Origin of the sequence: Roseomonas acroporae, assembly GCF_023223525.1 — a bacterium.
GTDB classification, from domain to species: domain Bacteria; phylum Pseudomonadota; class Alphaproteobacteria; order Acetobacterales; family Acetobacteraceae; genus Roseomonas_E; species Roseomonas_E acroporae.
Genome location: NZ_JALPRX010000038.1, coordinates 39,989 through 62,156, shown reverse-complemented (window position 1 = coordinate 62,156; position 22,168 = coordinate 39,989). Strand labels below are relative to the sequence as shown.

The 22,168-nt window shown below is 74.5% G+C and carries 16 protein-coding genes; 7 read left to right on the top strand and 9 right to left on the bottom strand.

The window, feature by feature from the left end:
* Positions 1 to 128: 128 nt before the first annotated feature.
* Both M0638_RS10105 and M0638_RS10100 read right to left on the bottom strand, forming a co-directional pair.
* The gene (locus tag M0638_RS10105; protein ID WP_248666857.1) at positions 129 to 1,265 is read right to left on the bottom strand and encodes a transporter substrate-binding domain-containing protein; all 1,137 of its coding nucleotides are present in this window, start codon (positions 1,263 to 1,265) and stop codon (positions 129 to 131) included.
* Positions 1,266 to 1,704: 439 nt separating this feature from the next.
* The gene (locus tag M0638_RS10100; protein WP_248666856.1) at positions 1,705 to 3,747 is read right to left on the bottom strand and encodes a hypothetical protein; all 2,043 of its coding nucleotides are present in this window, start codon (positions 3,745 to 3,747) and stop codon (positions 1,705 to 1,707) included.
* 289 nt (positions 3,748 to 4,036) lie between these two features.
* Here M0638_RS10100 and M0638_RS10095 point away from each other — a divergent pair, with 289 nt between their 5' ends.
* Both M0638_RS10095 and M0638_RS10090 read left to right on the top strand, forming a co-directional pair.
* Positions 4,037 to 4,240, top strand: coding sequence for a hypothetical protein (locus tag M0638_RS10095; RefSeq protein WP_248666855.1), 204 nt, complete (start codon positions 4,037 to 4,039; stop codon positions 4,238 to 4,240).
* Between the two features lie 231 nt (positions 4,241 to 4,471).
* Positions 4,472 to 5,257: a DUF6065 family protein gene (locus M0638_RS10090; protein WP_248666854.1), complete on the top strand. Its 786-nt coding sequence runs from the start codon at positions 4,472 to 4,474 to the stop codon at positions 5,255 to 5,257.
* 102 nt (positions 5,258 to 5,359) lie between these two features.
* Here the strand turns inward: M0638_RS10090 and M0638_RS10085 are convergent, their stop codons facing one another.
* The 3 genes from M0638_RS10085 to M0638_RS10075 form a co-directional block, all read right to left on the bottom strand.
* The gene (locus tag M0638_RS10085; RefSeq protein ID WP_248666853.1) at positions 5,360 to 5,806 is read right to left on the bottom strand and encodes a hypothetical protein; all 447 of its coding nucleotides are present in this window, start codon (positions 5,804 to 5,806) and stop codon (positions 5,360 to 5,362) included.
* A gap of 286 nt (positions 5,807 to 6,092) precedes the next feature.
* The gene (locus tag M0638_RS10080) at positions 6,093 to 7,718 is read right to left on the bottom strand and encodes a gamma-glutamyltransferase (protein ID WP_248666852.1); all 1,626 of its coding nucleotides are present in this window, start codon (positions 7,716 to 7,718) and stop codon (positions 6,093 to 6,095) included.
* Positions 7,719 to 8,184: 466 nt separating this feature from the next.
* Entirely contained in the window at positions 8,185 to 8,931 is a 747-nt protein-coding gene (locus M0638_RS10075; protein WP_248666851.1) for a GntR family transcriptional regulator, read from the bottom strand.
* A 572-nt stretch (positions 8,932 to 9,503) separates the two neighbouring features.
* Between M0638_RS10075 and M0638_RS10070 the strand changes: the two genes are divergently transcribed.
* From M0638_RS10070 to M0638_RS10060, 3 genes are all read left to right on the top strand, one after another.
* Positions 9,504 to 10,118 (top strand): sugar transferase, encoded by a 615-nt coding sequence (locus M0638_RS10070; protein WP_248666850.1) that lies wholly within the window; start codon positions 9,504 to 9,506, stop codon positions 10,116 to 10,118.
* A 307-nt stretch (positions 10,119 to 10,425) separates the two neighbouring features.
* Positions 10,426 to 12,603: a malate synthase G gene (locus tag M0638_RS10065; RefSeq protein ID WP_248666849.1), complete on the top strand. Its 2,178-nt coding sequence runs from the start codon at positions 10,426 to 10,428 to the stop codon at positions 12,601 to 12,603.
* Positions 12,600 to 13,220 carry a molybdopterin-binding protein gene (locus M0638_RS10060; RefSeq protein WP_248666848.1) on the top strand — a complete coding sequence of 207 codons (621 nt, stop codon included), beginning with the start codon at positions 12,600 to 12,602 and terminating at the stop codon, positions 13,218 to 13,220. Before M0638_RS10065 ends, M0638_RS10060 begins: the two co-directional genes overlap by 4 nt.
* Before the next feature lie 109 nt (positions 13,221 to 13,329).
* On the opposite strand, the gene M0638_RS10055 is transcribed toward M0638_RS10060, so the two are convergent.
* Positions 13,330 to 14,328: an LLM class flavin-dependent oxidoreductase gene (locus tag M0638_RS10055; protein WP_248666847.1), complete on the bottom strand. Its 999-nt coding sequence runs from the start codon at positions 14,326 to 14,328 to the stop codon at positions 13,330 to 13,332.
* Positions 14,329 to 14,713: 385 nt separating this feature from the next.
* On the opposite strand from M0638_RS10055, the gene M0638_RS10050 reads away from it, so the two are divergent.
* Positions 14,714 to 15,490: an enoyl-CoA hydratase/isomerase family protein gene (locus tag M0638_RS10050; RefSeq protein WP_248666846.1), complete on the top strand. Its 777-nt coding sequence runs from the start codon at positions 14,714 to 14,716 to the stop codon at positions 15,488 to 15,490.
* A 243-nt stretch (positions 15,491 to 15,733) separates the two neighbouring features.
* Here M0638_RS10050 and M0638_RS10045 read toward each other — a convergent pair whose 3' ends face one another.
* The 3 genes from M0638_RS10045 to glnK form a co-directional block, all read right to left on the bottom strand.
* Positions 15,734 to 18,412 carry an FtsK/SpoIIIE family DNA translocase gene (locus tag M0638_RS10045; protein ID WP_248666845.1) on the bottom strand — a complete coding sequence of 893 codons (2,679 nt, stop codon included), beginning with the start codon at positions 18,410 to 18,412 and terminating at the stop codon, positions 15,734 to 15,736.
* A gap of 337 nt (positions 18,413 to 18,749) precedes the next feature.
* A complete protein-coding gene (locus M0638_RS10040; protein WP_282571937.1) occupies positions 18,750 to 20,165 on the bottom strand; it encodes an ammonium transporter in 1,416 nt (471 codons plus the stop codon).
* Positions 20,166 to 20,231: 66 nt separating this feature from the next.
* Positions 20,232 to 20,570: a P-II family nitrogen regulator gene (gene glnK / locus M0638_RS10035; RefSeq protein ID WP_248666844.1), complete on the bottom strand. Its 339-nt coding sequence runs from the start codon at positions 20,568 to 20,570 to the stop codon at positions 20,232 to 20,234.
* 163 nt (positions 20,571 to 20,733) lie between these two features.
* Between glnK and M0638_RS10030 the strand changes: the two genes are divergently transcribed.
* The gene (locus M0638_RS10030; protein WP_248666843.1) at positions 20,734 to 22,110 is read left to right on the top strand and encodes a UbiH/UbiF/VisC/COQ6 family ubiquinone biosynthesis hydroxylase; all 1,377 of its coding nucleotides are present in this window, start codon (positions 20,734 to 20,736) and stop codon (positions 22,108 to 22,110) included.
* The last annotated feature ends 58 nt before the right edge of the window (positions 22,111 to 22,168 follow it).

Below are 22,168 nucleotides of genomic sequence, written 5' to 3'. Positions count from 1 at the left end.
AGCGGCAGGGGGCCACCGGTCAACGCCGCGGGCGGCCTGGAGAGCGGTTCGCGGCGGGCGCCGGCGGGAAACGGGCGCGGCGTCCGGCCGCCTCGCCCGGCGCGGTGCCTGCCGCCGGGCCTTTTCGCCTACTGGGCCGCCCCGGCACTGCCCTCGCCGCCGTTCGGGCCGAGATAGCGGAACAGCGTGTCCTGCCACCACGGGCTGCGCAGCGTCTCCAGCATCGCGACGTCGAGCCGCGCGCGCAGCGCGTCGTCACCGGGCAGGGCGATGGCGTAGCTCTGGCTGTCGAGGCTGATGCCGAGGAGCTGCAGGCCGGGGAAGTCCTGGTGCAGCATGTAGGCGAGCAGCGGCCGGTCGTAGACGAAGGCGTCGATCCGCCCGTCCCGCAGCGCGCGCAGCCCCTCCGGCGCGTCCGTGAAGCCGCGATGGCCGATCCGCTGCGCGTCGAGGAACTCCACGGTGGAGGAGCCGCTCACGGCGCCCACCCGCACCGAGCGCAGGTCGTTGGCGTTGCGCACCAGCCCCTGCAGGCGCTGCGTGGTCAGCGCCGAGGTGATGCCGGCGATGAACACGGCGATGGTGACCACCGAGGCGACCATCCAGACCGCCGCCAGGATGCGGCCGGGCACGGTCTTCGGCCCGTCGAAGGCGGCGCCGGCCTGGGTCATCGCGACCGCCGACCACCACAGCCCCGCCACCAGCCCGCGCAGCGGCGGGCCGCCATAGGGCTCGTTGTGCCGGCGCTCGAACAGCCAGATCAGCACCCCCACCGTGACGGCGATGCCGAGCAGCGTCAGCACCGCCTGGAGGAAGCCGAAGGAGCCGAAGGCCCGCAGCACCGGCAGCCAGCCCGCCGAGCCGGGCGCCACGGCGACGCCGAGCCCCGTCGCGTAGAAGGGCTGGGTGAAATCCATCGCCTCCCGCCGCGCGGCGGTGACGGTCAGCGCGGAGACCGCCGCATCCACCTGATGGCTGGTGATGGCATCGAGCAGCGCCTGCACCGTGTCGTACTCGACGATCCGGTAACGCAGCCCCAGCCGCTCGGCGACGCGGCGCCACAGGTCGATGCTGATGCCCTGCCAGCCGCCGCCATCGGCATGCATGGCGAAGGGCGCGGCGACCTTCGTGCCGATCACGAGTTCCCGCCCCGGGGCGGGGACCGGCGCCCGGTCGGGGTATGCCTGGGCAAGCGCCGGCCCGGCGGGCAGGAGCAGCAGGGCCAGGAGCGCGGCGATCGCCACCAGTCCACGCGCAGGCACCATCGGCACGCCTCTCCCTGTTCGCGGGGCACCGCGAGAGCCCCGGCCCCTGGTCGCGCCGCCGCCGGGCAACGGAGCCGGCGCCGAAAGGACCCTCGCCGCCGGCGACCCGCCGCTTCTCGCGGAGGTTGGCGAACGGACGGGACAGGCTATCAGAGCGGGGTGCCGCCGGGCACCCATGTGGGCACACATGCGGGCCGGGGAAGAAGGAGCGGCCGCGGCGCGGGGGCGGGAGAGCGGCGCGGCCGGCGGGAAGGGGCTGCATCGCCGTGCCCGGTCCTGCCACCACGGCTGCCGGCGCAAGCCCGCGGCGATACCCGGAGGCCATGCCGGGGCATGGGCCGCGAGAAAGCGCTATAGGGATTTATTCATAGTTGTGGCGTTCATGCCCCGGCCGCCGCCCGATGAAATATTCCAACGCATTGTTTCAGGCCACACGCTCTCAGTCCGGCAGCCCGGCGAGACGCAACCCGCGGGCGTACAGATCCAGGTCCTCGTCGCGCTGCAGCGCCGAGCGCCGAAGCGCCTCCCCGACGCCGAAGCCGGGCTCCAGCGCCAGCAGCCTTTCCCGGACCCGCGCCGCCTCCTCCGGCAGCCCGGCCAGCCCGCACGCCGCGAGATAGCCCTTCAGCGTCGAGCTGAGATTGGGGTTGAGCAGCAGCGCCTGCCGGCCGAGCGCCACCACCCCCGCATGGTCGCCCGAGAGCAGCAGCGGCAGCATCTCGGCGTGCTCGAAGAAGAAGCTGTGCGGGTCGTCGGGCGAGAGCGCGCGGCCGTGGCGGATACGCCGCAGCGCCTCCTCGTGCTCGCCGGCGTAGGAGAGGGCGAAGCCCGAGAACACCCAGGCGAGCGGCAGGTTGGGGTTCTGCACCAGGGCGCGCTGGTGCAGCGCGATCGCCTCGGCGACGCGGTGGCCGAGGAAGGCGTAGACATGGCCGGCGATGGTGGTGGCGCGCGCGTCCAGCGGGTCCAGCATGATGCCGCGCTCGGCCAGCGCGCCGGCCTCGCGCATCGAGCGCGCCGGGTCCGCGGCCCAGCCCTGCCCGACCAGCAGCAGGTGCCAGTAGGCCCACCAGGCATGCGCGGCGCCGCAGGTGGGATCGGCCGCCACCGCGGCGGCGAAGAGCGAGCCGGCCTCGACGTAGCGCTCCCGCCCCTGGTCCAGCCGGTACACGGCGGCGATGGCGCGCAGCAGCAGGCTCCAGGCGCCGCTGCCGGCGAGCCCCGCCTCGGCCCGCCGCGCCTCGTGCAGCAGCAGCTCCGGGTCGAGCTGGGCCGCGGTGGCGGCGGCCACGGCGTCCTGCACCGCGAGCGGGTCCCCGTCCGGCCGGTCGAAGCGGCGGGTCCAGACCACGGCGCCGCCGGCGCGCAGGTCCAGCAGGCGCACGGTGACGCGCAGGCCCGACTCGCTGCGCTGGACCATGCCGGTGAGCAGCAGGTCGAGCCCGAGGCGCATCCAGGCCGGATCGCCCGGCGGCGCCAGGGCCAGCGGCGCCAGGGCCGCGCCGGGCACCAGCGAGATCCAGCGGAAGCGCGACAGCGCGGTGGTGATCTCCTCGGCCAGCCCCTCGCCCAGCCCCTCGTCCTGCCCCGGCTCGCCCGCCGGCCCGCCTGCCGGGCTGCTCCCGGGCAGGCAGCGGAAGGGCAGCACGCCGAGGGTCGGGCGGCCGTCCCGGCCGGCCCGGCCTCCCTCCAGCATGTAGGGTTCGTCGCGCGGCAGCAGGCGGTCGAGCAGCGCGGCGGTCGCGGCGTCCGGGCGGCGGCCGACCTCCTGCAGCGCCACCCGGCAGCGGCGCGCCACCACGGTCGCCGCGTCGCGCTCGCCGCGCCCGAGATGCACGCCGAGCGCCGCGCGCCAGGCCGGCTCCAGACCCGGATCGCGGCCGAGCAGGCGCTCCGCCACGGCGAGCACCGCCTCGGGCGCCTTGCCCTCGCCGGCGGCCATCTCGGCATGGCTGGCAAGGCCGGCGCGCAGCCGGTCCTGCTCGGCCTCGCGCCATTCCTCGAAGGCGGGATCGAGGCCGACGAGGTCGCCGAGCAGCGGCGCGTCCAGCCCGGACGGCAGGACGGGCTGGGCGAAGTCCACCGTGGCGAGGGCCCGCACGTCCACCGCCACCGCCGCCGCGGCGAGGCCGAGATGGTCGCGCTCGGCCAGCAGCAGCCCGCCGCCGAGGCGCGCCAGCGCGCCCTGCAGCTCGTGCACCGCCTGGCGCAGCGAGCCGCGCGCCTGGGCGCGGCCGCGCCGGCTCCAGAGCAGGCCGGTCAGGCGGTCGCGCGGGACGCGGGCGCCCTCGATCGCGAGGATCGCCAGCAGGGCGCGGGCCTTGCGCCCGCGCGGCAGCACGGAACGGCCGGCGGCATCGCGCGCCTGCATCTCGCCGAGCAGGGCGAGATGCAGGCGCGTCTCCTGTCCCTTGGGCGGGGCCGCGCCGAACCGGGCCGAGGTGACGGCGGAACAGGCGATCGAGGCGGGACCGATGTGCATGATTGCACAAAGCATGCAATCCGCCGGAAGCGCTGGCAATCCCTGGTTGAGATTTTTCGCAACGATCCGGCGATTCCGGGATTCAGAGGAAAGTCCTAGATCGAAAGATTGATAGGAAATATATCTTGACGGAGGAACGAAGACCTGACACTCTGTCCAGGTCGGCAGCGAACCGACACCGCCCGCCGGCCCAGCCGGAGCCCGGCACCCGCCCACGCCCCCATCCACGCCCCGTGGCAGCCCCACGGTGCGGTGCCGGGACCAACCCCCCCAGGACAAGGACGACGCCGTGACCCATCCGCTCCCCTCCGTCGCCAAGCCCGCCAGCCTCCCCCGCCCGGCCCAGCCCGCCACCGTGGCCGATCGCGGCCGCATCCGCCTCGGCGGCGGCTTCAAGCCGGCCAAGCGCCCGACGGTGCCGGCGGCGGTGGCCGATCAGGGCCGCATCCGCCTCGGCGGCGGCTTCCGCGCGAACAGCCTGCGTCGCGGCTGAACGACGCCGCCGACAGGCCTCCCACGGATCGCCCGCGCCGCCTGACGGCCCACCGCCCTGCCCGTCGGGCGGCGACGGCACCACCCGTGGGAGGCCGCAAGGCCAGCCGCCGGCCGCCGCCCTACTACCGGCTCCCTACCGGCCGGGGCGGCGCCCCATCCCGCCACGCCCCGTGGTCCGGGCCCGCCGAAGCCGCCCCGCCACGCACCCCGAGGACGCTGGAACCACGCGATGCCCGACCCCGGCCAGCCGCTCGTCACCTTCTTCCGCGCCGTGGAATCGGTGCTGCCGCCGCAGCCCGCCGACCGCTCCGCGGCCGGCACCCTGCCGACCCGCGCGACGCGCTACTGCGACGCGGTGACCAGCGCCGCCGGCTTCGGCTGGCACCTCTTCGCGCCGCTCGACCTCAGCCTGCTGTGGGACGGCGAGGAGATCTTCTGGACCTATGACGAGCTGGACGACTGGCTGCCGCTCTCGGCCGCGCAATTCCCGCATTTCAGCGACCGCTTCGACGCCGCCGCCCCGCCGCATCTGCGCGGCTGCGCGCCGCCCTTCCTGACGGCGCTGCCCGAGCCCGGCGTGGTGCAGGTCTGGACCGGCCTGCTGGCCCGCAGCCAGCCCGGCTGGAGCCTGCTGCTGCGCGCCCCCGCCAACCTGCCGCCACAGGGCGGCTGCGTGCCCTTCGAGGGCATCGTCGAGACCGACCACTGGTTCGGCCCGCTCTTCACCAACCTGCGCCTGACCCGGACCGACTCCCCCGTCCGGCTGCGCGCCGACTACCCGCTGCTGCAGGCCCAGCCCCTGCCGCGCGCCGCCTATCACGAGGAGACGATGCGGCGCATGGCGGTGGTGCCCGACCTCGCCGGCATGGGCGAGGCGGAATGGTCCGAATTCCACGCCAACATCGTGGTGCCGAACCTGGAGCCGGATGCCGTGCCGGGCCGCTACGCCGTGGCCGCGCGCCGCCGACGCCGCGGCGCCTGCCCCTTCAGCGGCGCGGTCGCCGCGGCGTCATGACGCCGGGCGCCTGCCGTGCCGCGCCGCCGCCCCGGCCGGACGGGCGCCGCCCCGCAGCGTCCATCCCCGATCCGGCGCGGCGCGACATCGCTCCCGCCCGGATCAGTCGCTCCAGATCCCGGCCACCCGCCCCGCATCCGCCAGGAAGTCCATCATCCGGCTCGCCGCGGCGTTGCTGGCCACGGTGCTCAGCGTGGCGAGCTGCCACTGCCGCCCGGCGGCGAGCGCGGTGCCGCGCGTGTCTGGCTGGTCCACCATCACCAGCAGCAGCGGCAGGCTCCGGTCATGGCGCGCGACCGTCTCGATCACCTCGCTGATGCGGCGCAGGTCCGACCCGACCTCGGCCACCACCGCCACCGGCCGCAGCACCTGCAGCGCCAGCTCCAGGCCGGCGCCGTTGCGCACCGACTCGATCTCGAGCTGGAGGTAGTCGCAGAACGGCGTCAGGCCGGAGGCCAGCTGGCCGCCATGCTCCATCAGCACCACGCTGCACTCGCGGTCCGCCGAGACGTCGACGAAGATCCCTTCCGCGCCGCAACCGGGTGCCATGCGCCCTTTCATGATGCTGTACATCCTGCCCTGCCCTTCCGAAGCCGGAGCCGCCGCCCGGGGCGGCGCCGTCATCCAGCCGCCATGGGCCGATGCTGCGGCAGATGCGCGGACAGGGCGCGTTAGAAGCGCCGGGCGAAGCGTTGCCGGGCGTCAATAATCGTGAATTCGCATCCGGCGTTAACGGAACGGTGCGCCCTGCCGGCCCCGCTCCGACGGCCGGCGCGGCGCGGGCGGCGCCGCCCGGATGCCGCGCGACCGCCGCGGGCCGGGCCGGCGTGGCGCATCAGGCCTGCGCCAGCCCGGCGCTCCAGGGCGACATCACGTCGCTGATGCCGACGCGCCCGCCATCCGGGGCGAGGCGGATCAGGTTCGGGCAGGCGAAATTGATCGGCAGCACGCCGTGCTCGACCACGTCCACCGGGCCCGCCTCGCGCAGCGCCGCCAGCACGGGCTCGGGCAGACGCCGGTCGGCGCCGATCCGGTCGGGGCCGGAGACGTCGATCCGCGGATGATGCGCGGCCCGCTCGAGGTCCATGCCGAAGCCGCCGACGAAGGCGAGCATCTGGAACACCGCCGCCATGATCCGCCGCCCGCCGGAGGCGCCGCAGACGATCTCGGCCGCCGCGCCGCCTTCGCGCGAGGCGATCACGGGGCACATGTTGGTCAGTGGCCGCCGCCCCGGCGCGATCGAGTTCGGGCGGCCGGGGCGCGGGTCGAACCACATCACGCCGTTGTTCAGCAGCACGCCGGAACGCGGCAGCACCAGGCGACTGCCCATCGAGGAGAGCAGCGTGGTGGTCATCGCCACCGCCATGCCCTCCGCATCCACCACCGAGAGGTGCGTGGTGCAGCCATCGGCCGGCTCCCGCCCGTCGCCACCGGAATCGCCCGACCCGGCGTCACCCGGCCCGGCATCGCCCGGCCCGGCATCGCCGAGCCGCTCCACGTAGGCCTCGCGCAGCGCGACGGCGGCGGCGGCGTACCAGGCGGGCCCGGGCTCCTCGCCGTCGAAGGGCGCCGCCTCGGTGGCGGCGAGCACGCGGCGCAGCGTCGGCGCCGCGGTCAGGCCGTTGGCGAGATGCACCTGCCGGCCGCGCCAGTCCACGGTCAGCGCCGGCAGCACGCGGGCGCGGCAGCCGGCGAGGTCGGCCGCGCCGATCACCCCGCCCGCCTCGCGCAGGTCGGCCACCATCGCCGCCGCCACCTCGCCCTCGTAGAAGTCGCGCAGCCCGGCCTCCCGCAGCCGCTCCAGCGTATCCGGCAGGCGGCCGAGGACGAAGCAGCCGGGCGTGCCGCTGTAGGGCGCGGTCGGCGGCAGCCCGTTCGGCAGGTAGATCCGCGCGCTCTCGGGGTAGAGGCGCAGCAGCGACGCGGAGGCGGCGACCTTCAGGGTGGTGAACCAGTCCGCCGGCAGGCCGCGCCGGGCCAGCGCCACGGCGGGGGCGAGCACCTCGCGCAGCGGCAGCCGGCCGTGCCGCTCATGCAGCAGGGCATAGCCGGCGACGGCGGAGGGGATCACCGGGGAGAGCGGGCCGTGGATGTTGCGGTCGCCCTCCACCTCCGGCCAGGTGAACAGCTCCTGCCGGTCGCGCCCGGTCAGCGGGAAGGCGGCGGGGTCGAGCCCGGCGGGCGCCACCGGGCCGAAATCCAGCGTCTCGGCCGCCGCGCCCGGCGCCTGCACCTGCGCGAAGCCGATACCGCCGAGGCCGCTGTTCCACGGCTCCATCGCGGCGAGGGCGAAGGCGGCGGCCACGGCCGCGTCGGCGGCGGTGCCGCCCGCCTCCAGCATGGCGAGGCCAGCCTCGGCGGCGGGCGCCGCCTGCGTCACCACCACGCCCCGCCGGCCGCGTGCGGCGGGCTTCGCGACCCGCCAGTTCTGGGTGATCACGGGGGGCAGCGCGGCGTGCATCGTGGGTGGCTCCTCGTCAGGTCGGCGGCGCGGGCCCGCGGATCGGCCGGGGCGCCGCGGCGCCTGTCATCGCACGTCGCCGCCCGGCCCGCATCCGGGCGTCGGACGCGCGCCGATGGCGGCGCACCGCCATCCGGTCGGGACCGCGGCGCACCGGATTCCGCTGTTCCCGTGCCGCCCGCCCTCCGCCGACACGCCCCGAAGCATTCCCGGGCCGAGCGCACGCGCCCGGCGGCTCGGAAAACGCGCCGGATCAAAGGCCAGAGCATTCTCAGGCCGAGTGCGCTCACCCAGCGACCCGGAAAATGCGAGAAACCAAAGAGCTGGAGCCGTTCCGGCCCGATACGGTCAGGCCGGAACGGCTCTACAGCGAACCGCAGTCCGATTGGGACTGCGGTTCGCTGTAGCTCGTTGTTCTCGGCGCGGATTCACGCCGCCGGGCGTGTCCGCCCGACGGCGATCCGCTCTAGCGCCGTCGCTCCTGCCGGCGCCGCGCCAGCGCCGCCTCGAAATCGTGATCGATCTGCGTTTCCAGGTGCCGCACCAGCAGCCGGCTGGCCCCCGGGGCATCGCCCGCCTCCATGCGCGCCAGCACGGCGGCGGCGTTCTCCGCCAGCGTCGCGGGATCGATCTCGGCGTGGATGAGGCCCCACAGCAGCAGCATCTGGTGTCCGAGCCCCCGCCAGACCCGGAGCAGGATCGGATTGTCCGCGGCGGCGCAGAGCTGGTGGTGGAACTCCCGCTCCGCCTCGCCGAGCCGGCCCCGGTCGCCGTCCGCCACCGCCGCGCGCAGCGAGGGCAGCGAGGCACGCATCCCGTCCAGCGCCTCCTCGGCGCCGTGCGCGACGGTCTCGGCGATGGCGAGCGTCTCGATCGACTGGCGCACCCGGATCAGGTTCCGGGCGGTGCGATTCGTCACAGGCGTGAGGCGCATGCCCTTGTAGGGTGCGTTGACGAGGATGCCCTGGCTCTCCAGTTGCCGGAGCGCCTCGCGCACCGGCACGCGGCTGATGCCGAGGTCGCGGGCGATCTCGGCCTCGACCAGCCGGTCGCCCGGCAGGAAGGTGCCGCGGGCGGCGGCGGCGAGGATGGCCTGGGCCGCCTGCTCCACCATGGTGCGCGGCCGCACCGGCAGCAGGCCGAGCCCTTCCGGCAATTCCCCGTTGGCGCCGAGCGCATGGCCGACGGGGCTGCAGGCCTGGAAGGTGTCCATGTCGGGCGGTCCTGACCTGACGCGGGCATGTCTCGCGGGGTGCGCGCATCCCGACCGGCGCCTCGGGCCGGGAAACGCGCCAAGCCTCTTTGTACGATTTCGTACTTTTCACGTCACGTCACAATCGCCCCTCCTGGCGGCCCTTCCTGTCGTCCGGAGACCGGGCACGTTTTTGTGCAGTGCGGCAGAAAGCCGGCTATGCTCCCCTGCGTCCGGCAAGGGTGACGGGGGGAAGTGCTAACGCCGCACTAAATTACTTGAATACTGATGCGATAACGACGATGCTGCGGCGCAGCAGACATCGGGGAGTCCCCTGGTTGCCGCCAGGGCCGCCACGCTCACACGATGCCTCGATCATCGATCGCCCACTGAAGAGTGGATTCAATAAACCTCATGCAACTATAAAGTGCATTGCCTTGGCATCGTCCAGGAAAGCCGCTGAAAACCTTTTCACCGTACCTGTAGAGCGAGCATTCAGCATGTTCCTCCAGCCTCAACAACTTCCGGATGCGGAGAAGTCGACGCTGGTCGGACCGGGCCTCGGTCTGTCCAGGACGGGTCTGCGCCACCGGTTGCGGCCTCTCCTCAAGCGCGGCTTCGATGTCGGTTCGGCGGGCCTGCTGCTGCTGGCCGCGTCGCCGGCCTTCCTGCTGATCGCGCTGCTGATCTGGGCCGAGGATCGCGGGCCGATCTTCTTCGCCCATCGCCGCATCGGGCGCGGCGGCCGCTACTTCGGCTGCCTGAAGTTCCGCAGCATGCGCCCCGACGGGGACCGCATCCTCGCCGAGCTGCTGCGCACCGACCCCGCGGCGCGCGCCGAATGGGAAGCCACCCAGAAGCTCCGGAACGACCCGCGCGTCACCCGGATCGGCCGCATCCTGCGCGCCACCAGCCTCGACGAGCTGCCGCAGCTGATCAACGTCCTGCGCGGCGAGATGAGCCTGGTCGGGCCCCGCCCGGTCGTGCAGAAGGAGCTGGACGGCCACTACGGTCCCGCCGCCCACGCCTACAAGCAGGTCCGCCCCGGCATCACCGGGCTGTGGCAGGTGAGCGGCCGCAGCGACACCACCTACGCCACCCGCGTGGCGCTGGACGTCGCCTATGTCGACAACCCCTCGCTGCGCAAGGACCTGCACATCCTGGCCCGCACGGCGGTCGTCGTCGTGCAGCGCAAGGGCGCCGTCTGATCGGCCGCCACGCCCGCCGGCCCGCCCAGGGCCGGCGCTGCCAGGGCCGGCGCTGACCGACACGGCCGGCCGGGGCCACGTCCCCGCGCCTTACCCCCCCGTTACCCTCTCCCGGCATCGGCACCCCCGCGTCCGCTGCCCGGCACTCCGCCGCCGGATGCCCGGCCGCCGGCAGGGCCGCTCCCGGGCACTTGCGTTCGCGGCCCCGCCGCCGCCCCTTCACCGGCCATCCGATTGCACCTAAAGACGAGCCGATGCGGTCCCGGGCCCGTTGGCTCCGGGCGTGGCCTGGAGAGGGTGCTTGCCCATGGCAGACGAGAAAGGGAGCCTCGGCGTCGCGCCGGTGCTGCGGAACTTCATCGACACCGAGGCGCTGCCGGGCACCGGCGTCGAGCCGGCCCGCTTCTGGTCGGCGATGGAATCCATCCTGCGCGACCTCGCCCCCCGCAACGCCGCGCTGCTCGCCCACCGCGACGCGCTGCAGGCGAAGATCGACGACTGGCACCGTGCGAACCCGGCCCGGCCGATCGACGTCGCCGCCTACACGCGCTTCCTCGAGGAGATCGGCTACAAGCTGCCCGAGCCGCCGGAATTCGCCGCCGCCACGGCGAATGTCGATCCCGAGATCGCCCGCCAGGCCGGACCGCAGCTCGTGGTGCCGATCACCAACGCGCGCTACGCGCTGAACGCCGCGAATGCCCGCTGGGGCAGCCTGTACGACGCGCTCTACGGCACCGACGCGATCCCCGAGGCGGACGGCGCCGAACGCGGCAAGGGCTTCAACCCGAAGCGCGGCGAGAAGGTGATCGCCTATGGCCGGGCCCTGCTCGACCGTGCCGCACCGCTGGCCGGCGGCGCCTCGCACGCCGACGCCACGGCCTACAAGGTCGCGGACGGCGCCCTCTCGGTCGCGCTGAAGGGCGGCGGCGCGGCGGGGCTGGCCGATCCGGCGCAGCTCGTCGGCTACCAGGGCGAGGCGGCCGCCCCGTCCTCGATCCTGCTCGCGCACAACGGGCTGCACCTCGACATCCGCGTCGACCACGCCCACCCGATCGGGAAGACGGACGCCGCCGGCGTCGCCGACATCGTGGTCGAGGCCGCGCTCAGCACCATCATCGACTTCGAGGATTCCATCGCCGCGGTGGATGCCGAGGACAAGGTGCTGGCCTACCGCAACTGGCTCGGCCTGATGAAGGGCGACCTCGCGGACACCTTCGAGAAGGGCGGGCGCAGCATGACCCGCCGGCTGGAGCCGGACCGCAGCTGGACGAAGCCCGCCGGCGGCGAGCTCACCCTGCCCGGCCGCGCCGTGCTGCTGGTGCGCAACGTCGGCCACCACATGATGACCGACATCGTCACGCTGGACGGCGCCGAGGTGCCGGAGACGATGATCGACGCGCTCGTCACCTCGGCGATCGCGATCCACGACCTGCGTGGCACGCGGAAGGACAGGAACAGCCGCACCGGCTCGGTCTACATCGTCAAGCCCAAGATGCACGGGCCGGACGAGGTGGCCTGGGCGAACGAGCTGTTCGGCCGCGTCGAGGAGGCCCTCGGCCTCGCGCCCAACACGCTCAAGATGGGCATCATGGACGAGGAGCGGCGGACCACCGTCAACCTCGCCGCCTGCATCCGGGCCGCGAAGGACCGCGTGGCCTTCATCAACACCGGCTTCCTCGACCGCACCGGCGACGAGATCCACACCGACATGGAAGCCGGCCCGGTGGTGCGCAAGGAGGAGATGCGCAACCAGCCCTGGATCAAGGCCTACGAGGAGAACAACGTCGATGTCGGCCTCGCCTGCGGCCTGCGTGGCCGGGCGCAGATCGGCAAGGGCATGTGGGCCGCGCCCGACGCCATGGCGGCGATGCTGCAGCAGAAGGTCGGCCACCCGAAGGCGGGCGCCAACACCGCCTGGGTCCCCTCCCCCACCGCCGCCACGCTGCACGCGCTGCACTACCACGAGGTGGACGTCGCGGCCCGGCAGGAGGAGATCGCGAAAGGCGGCAAGCGCGCGAAGCTCTCCGACATCCTGACCGTGCCGCTGGCCGCCAACACCAATTTCGCGCCGGCCGACGTGAAGGCGGAGCTGGACAACAACGCCCAGGGCATCCTCGGCTACGTGGTGCGCTGGATCGACCAGGGCGTCGGCTGCTCCAAGGTGCCCGACATCCACGATGTCGGGCTGATGGAGGACCGCGCGACGCTGCGCATCTCCTCCCAGCACATCGCCAACTGGCTGCGCCACGGCGTCTGCACCGAGGCGCAGGTGCGCGAGACGCTGGAGCGCATGGCCGCCGTGGTGGACCGCCAGAACGCGGGCGACCCGCTCTACAGGCCCATGGCGCCGGACTTCGCCGGCTCCATCGCCTTCCAGGCCGCCTGCGACCTGATCTTTCAGGGCACGAAGGAGCCGAACGGCTACACCGAGGCGATCCTCACCCGCCGCCGCCGCGAGGAGAAGGCGCGGCAGGCGAAGGGGTGAGGCCCGCCCGCGCGATGCGGCCGCCCTTCCGCCCCGCCGCGAGGCTGGCCGGCGCCCTGCTCGGCGTCCTGGCCTGGCTCGCGCCCGTGCCGTCCCACAGCCAGCAGGTGGGCAGCCAGCAGGTGGGCAGCCAGCAGGTGGGCAGCCAGCAGGTGGGCGGCGCGGCGCCGGCCGCGCCGGAAGCGGCGGCGGCCGGCATCGCGGTCGGCCGCGAAGGCGGCCCGACGCGGGTCCTGACGCCGGCGGCGCTGGCCGCGCTGCCGGCGGTGTCGGCGCCGTTGCCGGCCGGTCACGGCACCGCCTCCCGGACCGCCGAGGGGCCGCTGCTCTGGTCGGTCCTCGTCGAGGCCGGCGCGGTCGATCCGGCCGCGGTGCGCGAGCAGGTGCGCCAGATCGTGGTGCTGACGGGAAGCGACGGCTACACGGCGGTCCTGGCGCTGGGCGAGATCGCGCCGGAATTCGGCAACCAGCCGGTGCTGCTCGCGCTGCGCGTGGACGGCCGGCCGCTCGACCCGGCGCATCTGCGCCTCGCCGTGCCGGGCGAGAAGCGCGGCGGACGGGGCGTACACGACCTCGTCCGCATCACGGTCGGCACGCCGCCGGCGGCGGCCCGGTAGGGCGGCCCGCCGGCGGCCGCGTCGCCGCGTCCCGCCGGCACCGGCACGCCCCATTGGCACGGCCCGCACCGGCCGGCGTGGCGGAACCGTGCCGTGCGGCGCCTGCCGCTCAGGCGCCGGGGCCGGCCGCGCCCCGCAGCCCCGCCAGCAGCTCGTAGGAGCGCAGCCGCGCCTGCTGGTCGTGGATGGCCGAGACCACCATCAGCTCGTCCACCCCCGTCCGCGCCGTGAATTCCGCGAGCCCCGCCCGCACCGTCTCCGGCGCGCCGACGAAGGAGCAGGCGAGCATGCCGGAAGCCTGCGCCTTCTCGGCCGGCGACCAGTAGGTCTCGATGTCGTCGATCGGCGGCGGCAGCAGGCCGCGCGCGTTGCGCACCAGGTTGGTGAAGCTCTGCTGCGCCGAGGTGAAGAGGCGCCGCGCCTCGGCGTCGGTATCCGCCACCACCACGTTCACGCCGGCCATGGCGTAGGGCTTCTGCAGCTGCTTGCCGGGCTTGAAGTGGCGGCGATAGGTCTCCAGCGCCGGCTCCAGCGCGTCCGGCGCGAAGTGCGAGGCGAAGGCGTAGGGCAGCCCCAGCACCGCCGCGAGCTGCGCGCCGAACAGCGAGGAGCCGAGGATCCAGAGCGGCACCTCCAGCCCCGCCCCCGGCACGGCACGGATCGCCTGGCCCGGCTGCACCGGGCCGAACAGCGCCTGCAGCTCCAGCACGTCCTGCGGGAAGTGCTCGGCGGCGGCGGGGTCGCGGCGCAGCGCGCGCAGGGTGCGCATGTCCGTCCCCGGGGCGCGGCCGAGGCCGAGGTCGATGCGGCCCGGGTAGAGCGATTCCAGCGTGCCGAACTGCTCGGCGATCACCAGCGGCGAGTGGTTGGGCAGCATGATGCCGCCCGAGCCGACGCGGATCGTGCTGGTCCCTTCCGCCACGTAGCCGATGGCGACGGCGGTGGCGGCGCTGGCGATGCCGGTCATGTTGTGGTGCTCGGCCAGCCAGTAGCGGCGGTAGCCCAGGCGCTCGGCGTGCTGCGCCAGCGCGCGGGCGCGGCGCAGCGCGTCGCCGGGGGTCTGGCCCAGCGGCACGGGCGCGAGGTCGAGGATCGAGAAGGGGGGCATGGGAGCTTCCGGTATCGGCGCGGCCATGCCGGAAGCGGTCCCGTCGGGCCGCCGGGCCGCCATGGCCGAAGGGTTGCGGGGCGGATTCACGCCGCCGGGCCGGCGCCGCCGACGGCGTGCCGCGCCGGAAGGTTCCGGCACGACGCCCCGCCTGCGGCCGGCCCGCCTGCCGGCGATCCGCCCCGGGCGGCGGCTCGTGGCGCGCCGCCGGGTTGCCCTGAAGGTCGGCAGCCGGAGCCCCCGGCGCAAGGCCGGCCGGGCCGCCTCGTCCTGTCTTGCGCCTCGCCCCGCCTTGCCTTGCCCCGTCTTGCCCCGCCCCGTCTTGCCTATCGGGAGGTCTTGCCCTCGACTGCCGGGAAGACGGACACGACACGGGAGGACCGGCATGACCGAGGAACTGCTCTACGAGGTGCGCGACGGCATCGGCCGCGTCACGCTGAACCGGCCGCAGGCGCGCAACGCGCTGACCTTCGCCATGTACGAGCGCCTGGCCGAGATCGCGAACGGTGCCGCCGACGACCCGGCGGTGAAGGTGCTGCTGCTGACCGGCGCCGGCGAGAAGGCCTTCGCGGCGGGCACCGACATCTCGCAATTCCGCGCCTTCTCCTCGCCCGAGGACGCGCTGGCCTACGAATCGCGGATCGACCGCATCCTGGTGGCGCTGGAGAACTGCCCGAAGCCAACCATCGCCGCCATCGCCGGGGCCTGCACCGGCGGCGGGGCGGCCATCGCCGCGGTGTGCGACCTGCGCATCGGCGCGGCCAATGCGCGCTTCGGCTTCCCCATCGCCAAGACGCTGGGGAATTGCCTGTCGATGGCGAATTACGGGCGGCTGGCGGCGCTGATCGGCCCGGCGCGGGTGCTCGACCTCGTCTTCACGGCGCGGCTGGTGGAGGCGGAGGAGGCGAAGGCGATCGGCCTGCTCTCCGCCGTGGTGCCGCTGGAGGAGCTGATGCCGCGGGCCGAGGAGCTGGCGCGGACGGTGGCGGGGCACGCGCCGCTGACGCTGCGCGCGACCAAGGAGGCGATGCGCCGGCTGCGGGCGGCGATGCGCAACGTGAAGGGCGACGACCTGGTGACGATGTGCTTCACCAGCGACGACTTCCGCGAGGGGGTCGACGCCTTCCTGGCGAAGCGGCCGGCGCGCTGGACGGGGCGCTGAGCGGGGCTCCGCCCCGGACCCCGGCAGGGAGGGCGTTGCCCTCCCCTGCACCCCTCCCACCAAGGGGCGAAACCCCCTTGGAACCCCCATTCGAAAAGGGCACCCGGGCAGTTCGACACCCGGGCCTGAAAACGAACAGAGGTGCAGGAGGGCCTCGCCCTCCTGCCGGATGGGGTCCGGGGAAGGCAGAGCCTTCCCCGGGGAACGGACGGGGTCCGGGCGAGGCGGCGCGCCCCCCCGGGTTCAGTCCTCCGTCCGCCGTGCCAGCACCTCGCGCTTGCCGACATGGTTGGAGGGGCCGACGATGCCCTCCTTCTCCATCTGCTCCACCAGCTTGGCCGCGCGGTTGTAGCCGATGGCGAGGTGGCGCTGGATGAAGCTGGTCGAGCACTTGCCCTCGCGGCTGACGAGGTCGACGGCGCGATCGAACAGGTTCTTCTCGCCGTCGCTCGCCCCCGCGATGCCGGCCCCGCCGCCCTCGCCGTCCAGCTCCTCCTCGGCCTCGGTGACCTCCTCGATGTAGGCGGGCTCACCCTGCTCGCGCAGGAATTCCACCACGCGCTCCACCTCGTCGTCCGAGACGTAGGGGCCGTGCACGCGGCTGACGCGGCCGCCGCCGGCCATGTGCAGCATGTCGCCCTGGCCCAGGAGCTGCTCGGCGCCCATCTCGCCCAGGATGGTGCGGCTGTCGATCTTGCTCGTCACCTGGAAGGAGATGCGGGTCGGGAAGTTCGCCTTGATGGTGCCGGTGATGACGTCCACCGAGGGGCGCTGCGTCGCCATGATGACGTGGATGCCGGCGGCGCGGGCCATCTGCGCGAGGCGCTGCACGGCGGCCTCGATCTCCTTGCCGGCGACGATCATCAGGTCCGCCATCTCGTCGATGACGACGACGATCATCGGCAGCGGCTCCAGCGCCAGGCTCTGCTCCTCGAAGACCGGCTTGCCGGTGTCGGGGTCGAAGCCGGTCTGCACGCGGCGGGTCAGCATCTCGCCGCGGCTCCGCGCGGCCTGCACCTTCTCGTTGTAGCCGGCGATGTTGCGGACGGAGAGCTGGCTCATCGCGCGGTAGCGCTTCTCCATCTCGCGCACCGTCCACTTCAGCGCGCCGATCGCCTTGGCGGGCTCGGTCACGACCGGCGCCAGCAGGTGCGGGATGCGGTCGTAGACCGACAGCTCCAGCATCTTCGGGTCGATCATGATGAAGCGGCACTCGTCGGGGCTGAGCCGGTAGAGCAGACTCAGGATCATGGTGTTGATCGCGACCGACTTGCCCGAGCCGGTGGTGCCGGCGATCAGCAGGTGCGGCATGCGCGCGAGGTCGGCGATCACCGGCCCGCCGCCGATGTCCTTGCCGAGGGCGAGGTTGAGCCGGCCCGGATGCTGGCGCCAGTCCGGGCCGTCCAGCAGCTCGGTGAGATACACCGTCTCGCGCTTGTTGTTCGGCATCTCGACGCCGATCACGTTGCGGCCGGGGACGGTCGCGATGCGCACGGCGGTGACGCACATGGAGCGCGCGATGTCGTCGGCGAGGCCGATCACGCGCGCCGACTTGGTGCCGGGCGCGGGCTCCAGCTCGTAGAGGGTGACGACGGGGCCGGGGCGGATCTCGCCGATGCGGCCGCGCACGCCGTAATCCTCCAGCACGCTCTCCAGCAGGCGCGCGGTCTGCTGCAGCGCCTCGTCGCTCGGGCGGCCGACGCGCTTGGCGGGCGGGGCGACCAGCAGCTCCAGCGGCGGCAGGGTCCAGCGGTTCTCGGCGGCGGGGGCGGCGCCCCGGGGCGGCGCGGGCCGCGCCGGCGCCGGCCTGCGGTCGTCCTTCGCGGGCACGACGGGCGGCGGCGGCGGCCGCAGCTCGTCCTCGTCGTGCATCGCGCGCGCGGCCGGGGGGGAGCCGACGGCGGCCCCGGTGGCCGGTCGGGCGGCCGGCCGGGACGCGGCGGGGCCGCCGGGCGCCGCCGCGGCGGCGGGCGGCTCGAAGGCGGGCGCGGCGCGGTCGTCGATGGCCAGCTCGGCGCCACGCAGGATCTCGGCCAGCGGCGCCGCCGGCTCGCCGCGCAGGGGCCGGCGGGCGCGCGGCGCGAACAGGTCGCCCAACGGGTTGCGGAACCAGCCGAGCAGCGCCGGGCGGCGCGGCGCCGCCTCCGGCACCATGGCGGGCGCCGCCGCGCGCCGCACCCTGGCGCGGCGCTCCTCCCCGGGGTCGGACGGCGCCATGGGCACCGGCCCGCGGCCACGCCGCGCGGCCCGGCCGAGGAAGCGGCCCAGGAACCGCCCGCCGCCGATCGTGGCGCGGCCGGCGCGCCCCCACTCGCCGGCGGAAAGGCCGCTCGCGACGAAGACGGCCAGCAGCGCGCCGAGCACCAGGGTCACCTCGGCGACGAGCTGGCCGAGCGGCCCGAACCAGCCGCCGAACAGATCGCGCATCGCCCGCACCACGATGGGCCCGGCGGCGCCCCCCGGCCCCACCTCGGTCGGCGCCGCGGCGGGCAGCGGCGCCAGCGCGAGAGTCGCGGCGGCGAGCGGCAGCGAGGCGAGCAGCCCGGCGATCCGCGCCGGCACGACGCCGAGGCCGCGATGCATGGCGAGCCGCGAGGCCCAGACCAGCAGGCAGAAGGCCGGGAGCGCGCCGGCGAAGCCGAAGCCCTGCAGCAGCAGGTCCGAGGCGACGGCGCCGATCGGCCCGGCGAGGTTGGTGGGCTGCCGCGCCGTGGCGGTGGAGAGCGACGGGTCCGCCGGGTCGTGGCTGGCCAGCGCCACCAGCAGCACCAGCCCGGCGAGGCCGAGCAGCAGCCCCATCACCTCCCAGGCCCTGCGGCGGAGGATGGCGCGCACCGCCGGCGAGGCGAAGGCGCGGGCGCCGGGAAGGCGGCTGGCGAGCGGGCGTCCGGGCGCGGAGCGGCCGAGGGCGGTGCGGGACATGGGCGCGACGATAACGGCGGGAGGCCGGGCGATGCCAGCCGCGAATCGGCCGCCGACAGGGCTTTGCGCGACGTTCCTCACGCCGCGACTCGCCCCGTGGCGACGATCCGGAGGCCGGGCGGCATGCGCCCGGGGCGGGCGGCCCCCGGCAGGCGGGCGCCGCGGCTCCGTCCCGGCGGCGGCGCCGCCATGGCGGCGCCCATGGCGGCAATGGGGGAGCGGCGACGGCGGGGCGGCGATGGGCCCGGAACACGGAAGGGCGGGAAGGGCCCGCCCTTCCCGCCCTCCGATATGCCAGGGCCGAGCGGGTGGCGGGGCCCCGCCACCCGTCCGGGTCTCAGGCGATGCGCTCGCCGTGCAGCGAGACGTCGAGGCCCTCGCGCTCCTCGTCCTCGGCCACCCGCAGGCCCACGATCACGTCGACGATCTTGAGCAGGATGAAGGAGCCGATGCCGCTGTAGACCAGGGTCGCCGCCACGGCGTAGGCCTGGATCAGGAGCTGCGCGGTGGAGCCGCTGACCCCCTCCGGCGCCGCCGTGGTGGCCGAGAGCGGGCCGTAGGCGAAGATGCCGGTCAGCAGCGCGCCGACGATGCCGCCCACGCCGTGCACGCCGAAGGCGTCCAGGCTGTCGTCGTAGCCCAGCGCGTGCTTGAGGCCGGTGGCGCCCCAGAAGCAGACGATGCCCGCGACGATGCCGAGGATCAGCGCCGAGCCGGGCAGCACGAAGCCGGCCGCCGGGGTGATGGCGACGAGGCCGGCGACGGCGCCCGAGATCGCGCCGAGCACCGAGGGCTTGCCCTTGGTCATCCACTCGGCGAACAGCCAGGACAGGGTGGCGGCGGCGGCGGCGAGCTGGGTGACCAGCATGGCCATGCCCGCGCGGCCGCCGGCGGCGGCGGCGGAGCCGGCGTTGAAGCCGAACCAGCCCACCCAGAGCAGCGAGGCGCCGATCACGGCGAGGCCCAGGTTGTAGGGCGCCATGTTGTCGTGGCCGTAGCCGACGCGCTTGCCGAGCACGAGGGCGCAGACGAGGCCCGCGATGCCGGCGTTGATGTGCACCACCGTGCCGCCCGCGAAGTCGAGCGCGCCGAGGGCGAAGATCCAGCCGTTCGGGTGCCACACCCAGTGGCAGACCGGCGCGTAGATCAGGATCGACCACAGCGTCATGAACACCAGCATCGCCGAGAACTTCATGCGGTCGGCGAAGGCGCCGGTGATCAGCGCCGGGGTGATGATCGCGAAGGTCATCTGGAACATGATGAACACGGTCTCGGGGATCGTGTTCGCGATGGCGCCGTCGCCGGTGCCCAGGGTGAAGGGCTCGGCCCAGTGCTCGGCGATGCCGGCCAGCATGAAGCGCGACAGGTCGCCGACATAGGGGGCGGTGGCGCCGCTGCCGTTGCCGAAGGCCAGGCTGTAGCCGACCACGCACCAGATCACCGACATCAGCGCCGCGAGGACGAAGCTCTGCATCATGGTGGCAAGCACGTTCTTCTTGCGCACCATGCCGGCGTAGAACAGCGCCAGGCCGGGGATGGTCATCATCAGCACCAGCGCGGTGCTGGTCAGCATCCAGGCGGTGTCGCCGGCATCGGGCTTGGCGGGCTCCGCGGCGGGCGGCGTGGCGGGCGCGCCCTCCGCGGTCTGCGCCAGCGCCGGATCGATCCAGGCGAGCACGAGCAACAGCAACGGCAGCAAGGCGAGCGCCGTCGCGACCGGCCGCGCCGACAGGGCGCGCGCAAGCTTCCTCATCTCAACAATCCCCTTATTCACCGACCAATCGTTCGGCTCTTTGATCCCGGTGCGCCGGCGCGCCGCTCAGAGAGCGGCGTCGTCCGTCTCGCCGGTGCGGATACGCATGGCTCGCTCGACGTCCAGCACGAAGATCTTGCCATCGCCGATCTTGTCGGTGCGGGCGGCACCGGCGATCGCGTCCACCACGGCGTCCACCTGGTCGTCCGCCACGGCGATCTCGATCTTGAGCTTCGGCAGGAAGTTCACCTGGTACTCGGCCCCGCGGTAGATCTCGGTCTGGCCCTTCTGGCGGCCGAAACCCTTCACTTCGGTCACCGTGAGGCCCTGCACGCCGAGCGGGGTGAGCGCGTCGCGCACCTCGTCCAGCTTGAAGGGCTTGATGATGGCCATCACGAGCTTCATAGGAATCCGCTCCCTATCCCGGCGCCCGACCAATCCAAATTTCGTGCCACTTCAGCAGCGAAGCCGAGCGTCGCGCGACCGCGGCGCGGACCGCCCTTCTGCCCAATTCCTGGGCATCCAACCGTGGCGCGACAGCGGTGAGCGGGCGCGGCATGATGGCCCCATGCAAGCGATTCCAGCCAGCGCCGATTGCGTCGGCACCGCCCTTCCCGACCGCGCCGCCGCCCGCCCGGGGGGCGGCGCGGCGGCGATCGAGGTGGCGGTGTGCGTGGTGGGCGCCGGGCCGGTGGGGGCGAGCCTCGCCGCCACCCTCGCCGCCGCCGGCGTGCCGACGGCGGTGGTGGACAGCCAGCCCCTGCCGCCGATGGAGCTGCCGGCCTTCGACGGCCGCGCCTACGCCATCGCGCTCGCCTCGAAGCGGCTGCTGGAGGCGGCCGGCATCTGGGCCTGCCTGCCGAACACGCCCTGCCCGATCCTCGGCATCCACGTCGCCGATGGCCGCCCCGGCGAGGCGCCCTCGCCGCTGGCGCTGACCTTCGCGCACGAGGAGCTGGGCGAGGAGCCGTTCGGCTGGATGGTGGAGGCGCGGGCGCTGCGCGTGGCCCTCAACGCGCGGCTGGCGGCGCTGCCGGCGCTGCGCGTCCTCGCCCCGGCCGAGGCGCGGGCGGAGCGGCGGCCGGAGGGCGCCACGCTGCGCCTCGCGGACGGGACCGTGATCCATGCCCGGCTGGTGGTCGCGGCCGAGGGACGGCAGAGCCCGCTGCGGCGGCAGGCCGGCATCCCGGCGGCGCGGCTCGACTACCACCGCATCGCGCTGGTCGGCGCCTTCGCGCATGAGCGGCCGCACGGCAACGTGGCGCTGGAGCAGTTCCTGCCGAACGGCCCCTTCGCGCAGTTGCCGCTCGCCGACCCGCCGGCCGAGGTGGTGCGGGCGCAAGGGGGGGTGCCAGGGGGAATGCCGGAGGGCCTCGTCCATGCCAGCGCGCTGGTCTGGAGCGAGCCGCGCGCCCTGGCCGAGCGCTTCCTGCGCCTGCCCGACGCCGAGTACGCGCGCGAGCTGGACCGGCGCGTCGGCGGCCGGCTCGGCCGGGTCTGGCCGATCGGGCGGCGCTGGTCCTACCCGCTCGCGGCGCTGCACGCCGCGCGCTACACGGCGACGCGGCTGGCGCTGGTGGGCGACGCGGCGCACGGCATCCACCCGATCGCCGGCCAGGGCCTCAACCTCGGCTTCCGCGACGTGGCGGTGCTGGCCGAGCTGGTGATCGAGGCGCACAACGCGGGGGCCGACGTGGGCGAGGCGGCGCTGCTCGCGCGCTACCAGGCGCGGCGGCGGCCGGACTCGCTGGTCATGCTGGGCGCGACGCACGCGCTGGAGCGGCTGTTCGGCAACGATCTCGGCCCGGTGCGGCTGGCGCGCGACCTCGGCATCGCCGCGGTGAACCGCATCCCGCCGCTGAAGCGCTTCTTCGCGCGGCAGGCGATGGGGCTCGGGCCGAACCCGCCGGGACTGCTCGCCGGGCGCGGGCTGCTGCCCGGCTGAGCGGCAGGTGCGGGCTGCCCGGGGCGAGGCGGACAGGCGGACAGGTCTTTTCGCGACG

Coding starts and splice junctions, on each gene's coding strand:
- M0638_RS10105 (WP_248666857.1), bottom strand. CDS start 1,265: ATGGTGCCTGCGCGTGGACTGGTGGCGATCGCCGCGCTCCTGGCCCTG.
- M0638_RS10100 (WP_248666856.1), bottom strand. CDS start 3,747: ATGCACATCGGTCCCGCCTCGATCGCCTGTTCCGCCGTCACCTCGGCC.
- M0638_RS10090 (WP_248666854.1), top strand. CDS start 4,472: ATGCCCGACCCCGGCCAGCCGCTCGTCACCTTCTTCCGCGCCGTGGAA.
- M0638_RS10085 (WP_248666853.1), bottom strand. CDS start 5,806: ATGGCACCCGGTTGCGGCGCGGAAGGGATCTTCGTCGACGTCTCGGCG.
- M0638_RS10080 (WP_248666852.1), bottom strand. CDS start 7,718: ATGCACGCCGCGCTGCCCCCCGTGATCACCCAGAACTGGCGGGTCGCG.
- M0638_RS10075 (WP_248666851.1), bottom strand. CDS start 8,931: ATGGACACCTTCCAGGCCTGCAGCCCCGTCGGCCATGCGCTCGGCGCC.
- M0638_RS10065 (WP_248666849.1), top strand. CDS start 10,426: ATGGCAGACGAGAAAGGGAGCCTCGGCGTCGCGCCGGTGCTGCGGAAC.
- M0638_RS10055 (WP_248666847.1), bottom strand. CDS start 14,328: ATGCCCCCCTTCTCGATCCTCGACCTCGCGCCCGTGCCGCTGGGCCAG.
- M0638_RS10050 (WP_248666846.1), top strand. CDS start 14,714: ATGACCGAGGAACTGCTCTACGAGGTGCGCGACGGCATCGGCCGCGTC.
- M0638_RS10045 (WP_248666845.1), bottom strand. CDS start 18,412: ATGTCCCGCACCGCCCTCGGCCGCTCCGCGCCCGGACGCCCGCTCGCC.
- M0638_RS10040 (WP_282571937.1), bottom strand. CDS start 20,165: ATGAGGAAGCTTGCGCGCGCCCTGTCGGCGCGGCCGGTCGCGACGGCG.
- glnK (WP_248666844.1), bottom strand. CDS start 20,570: ATGAAGCTCGTGATGGCCATCATCAAGCCCTTCAAGCTGGACGAGGTG.
- M0638_RS10030 (WP_248666843.1), top strand. CDS start 20,734: ATGCAAGCGATTCCAGCCAGCGCCGATTGCGTCGGCACCGCCCTTCCC.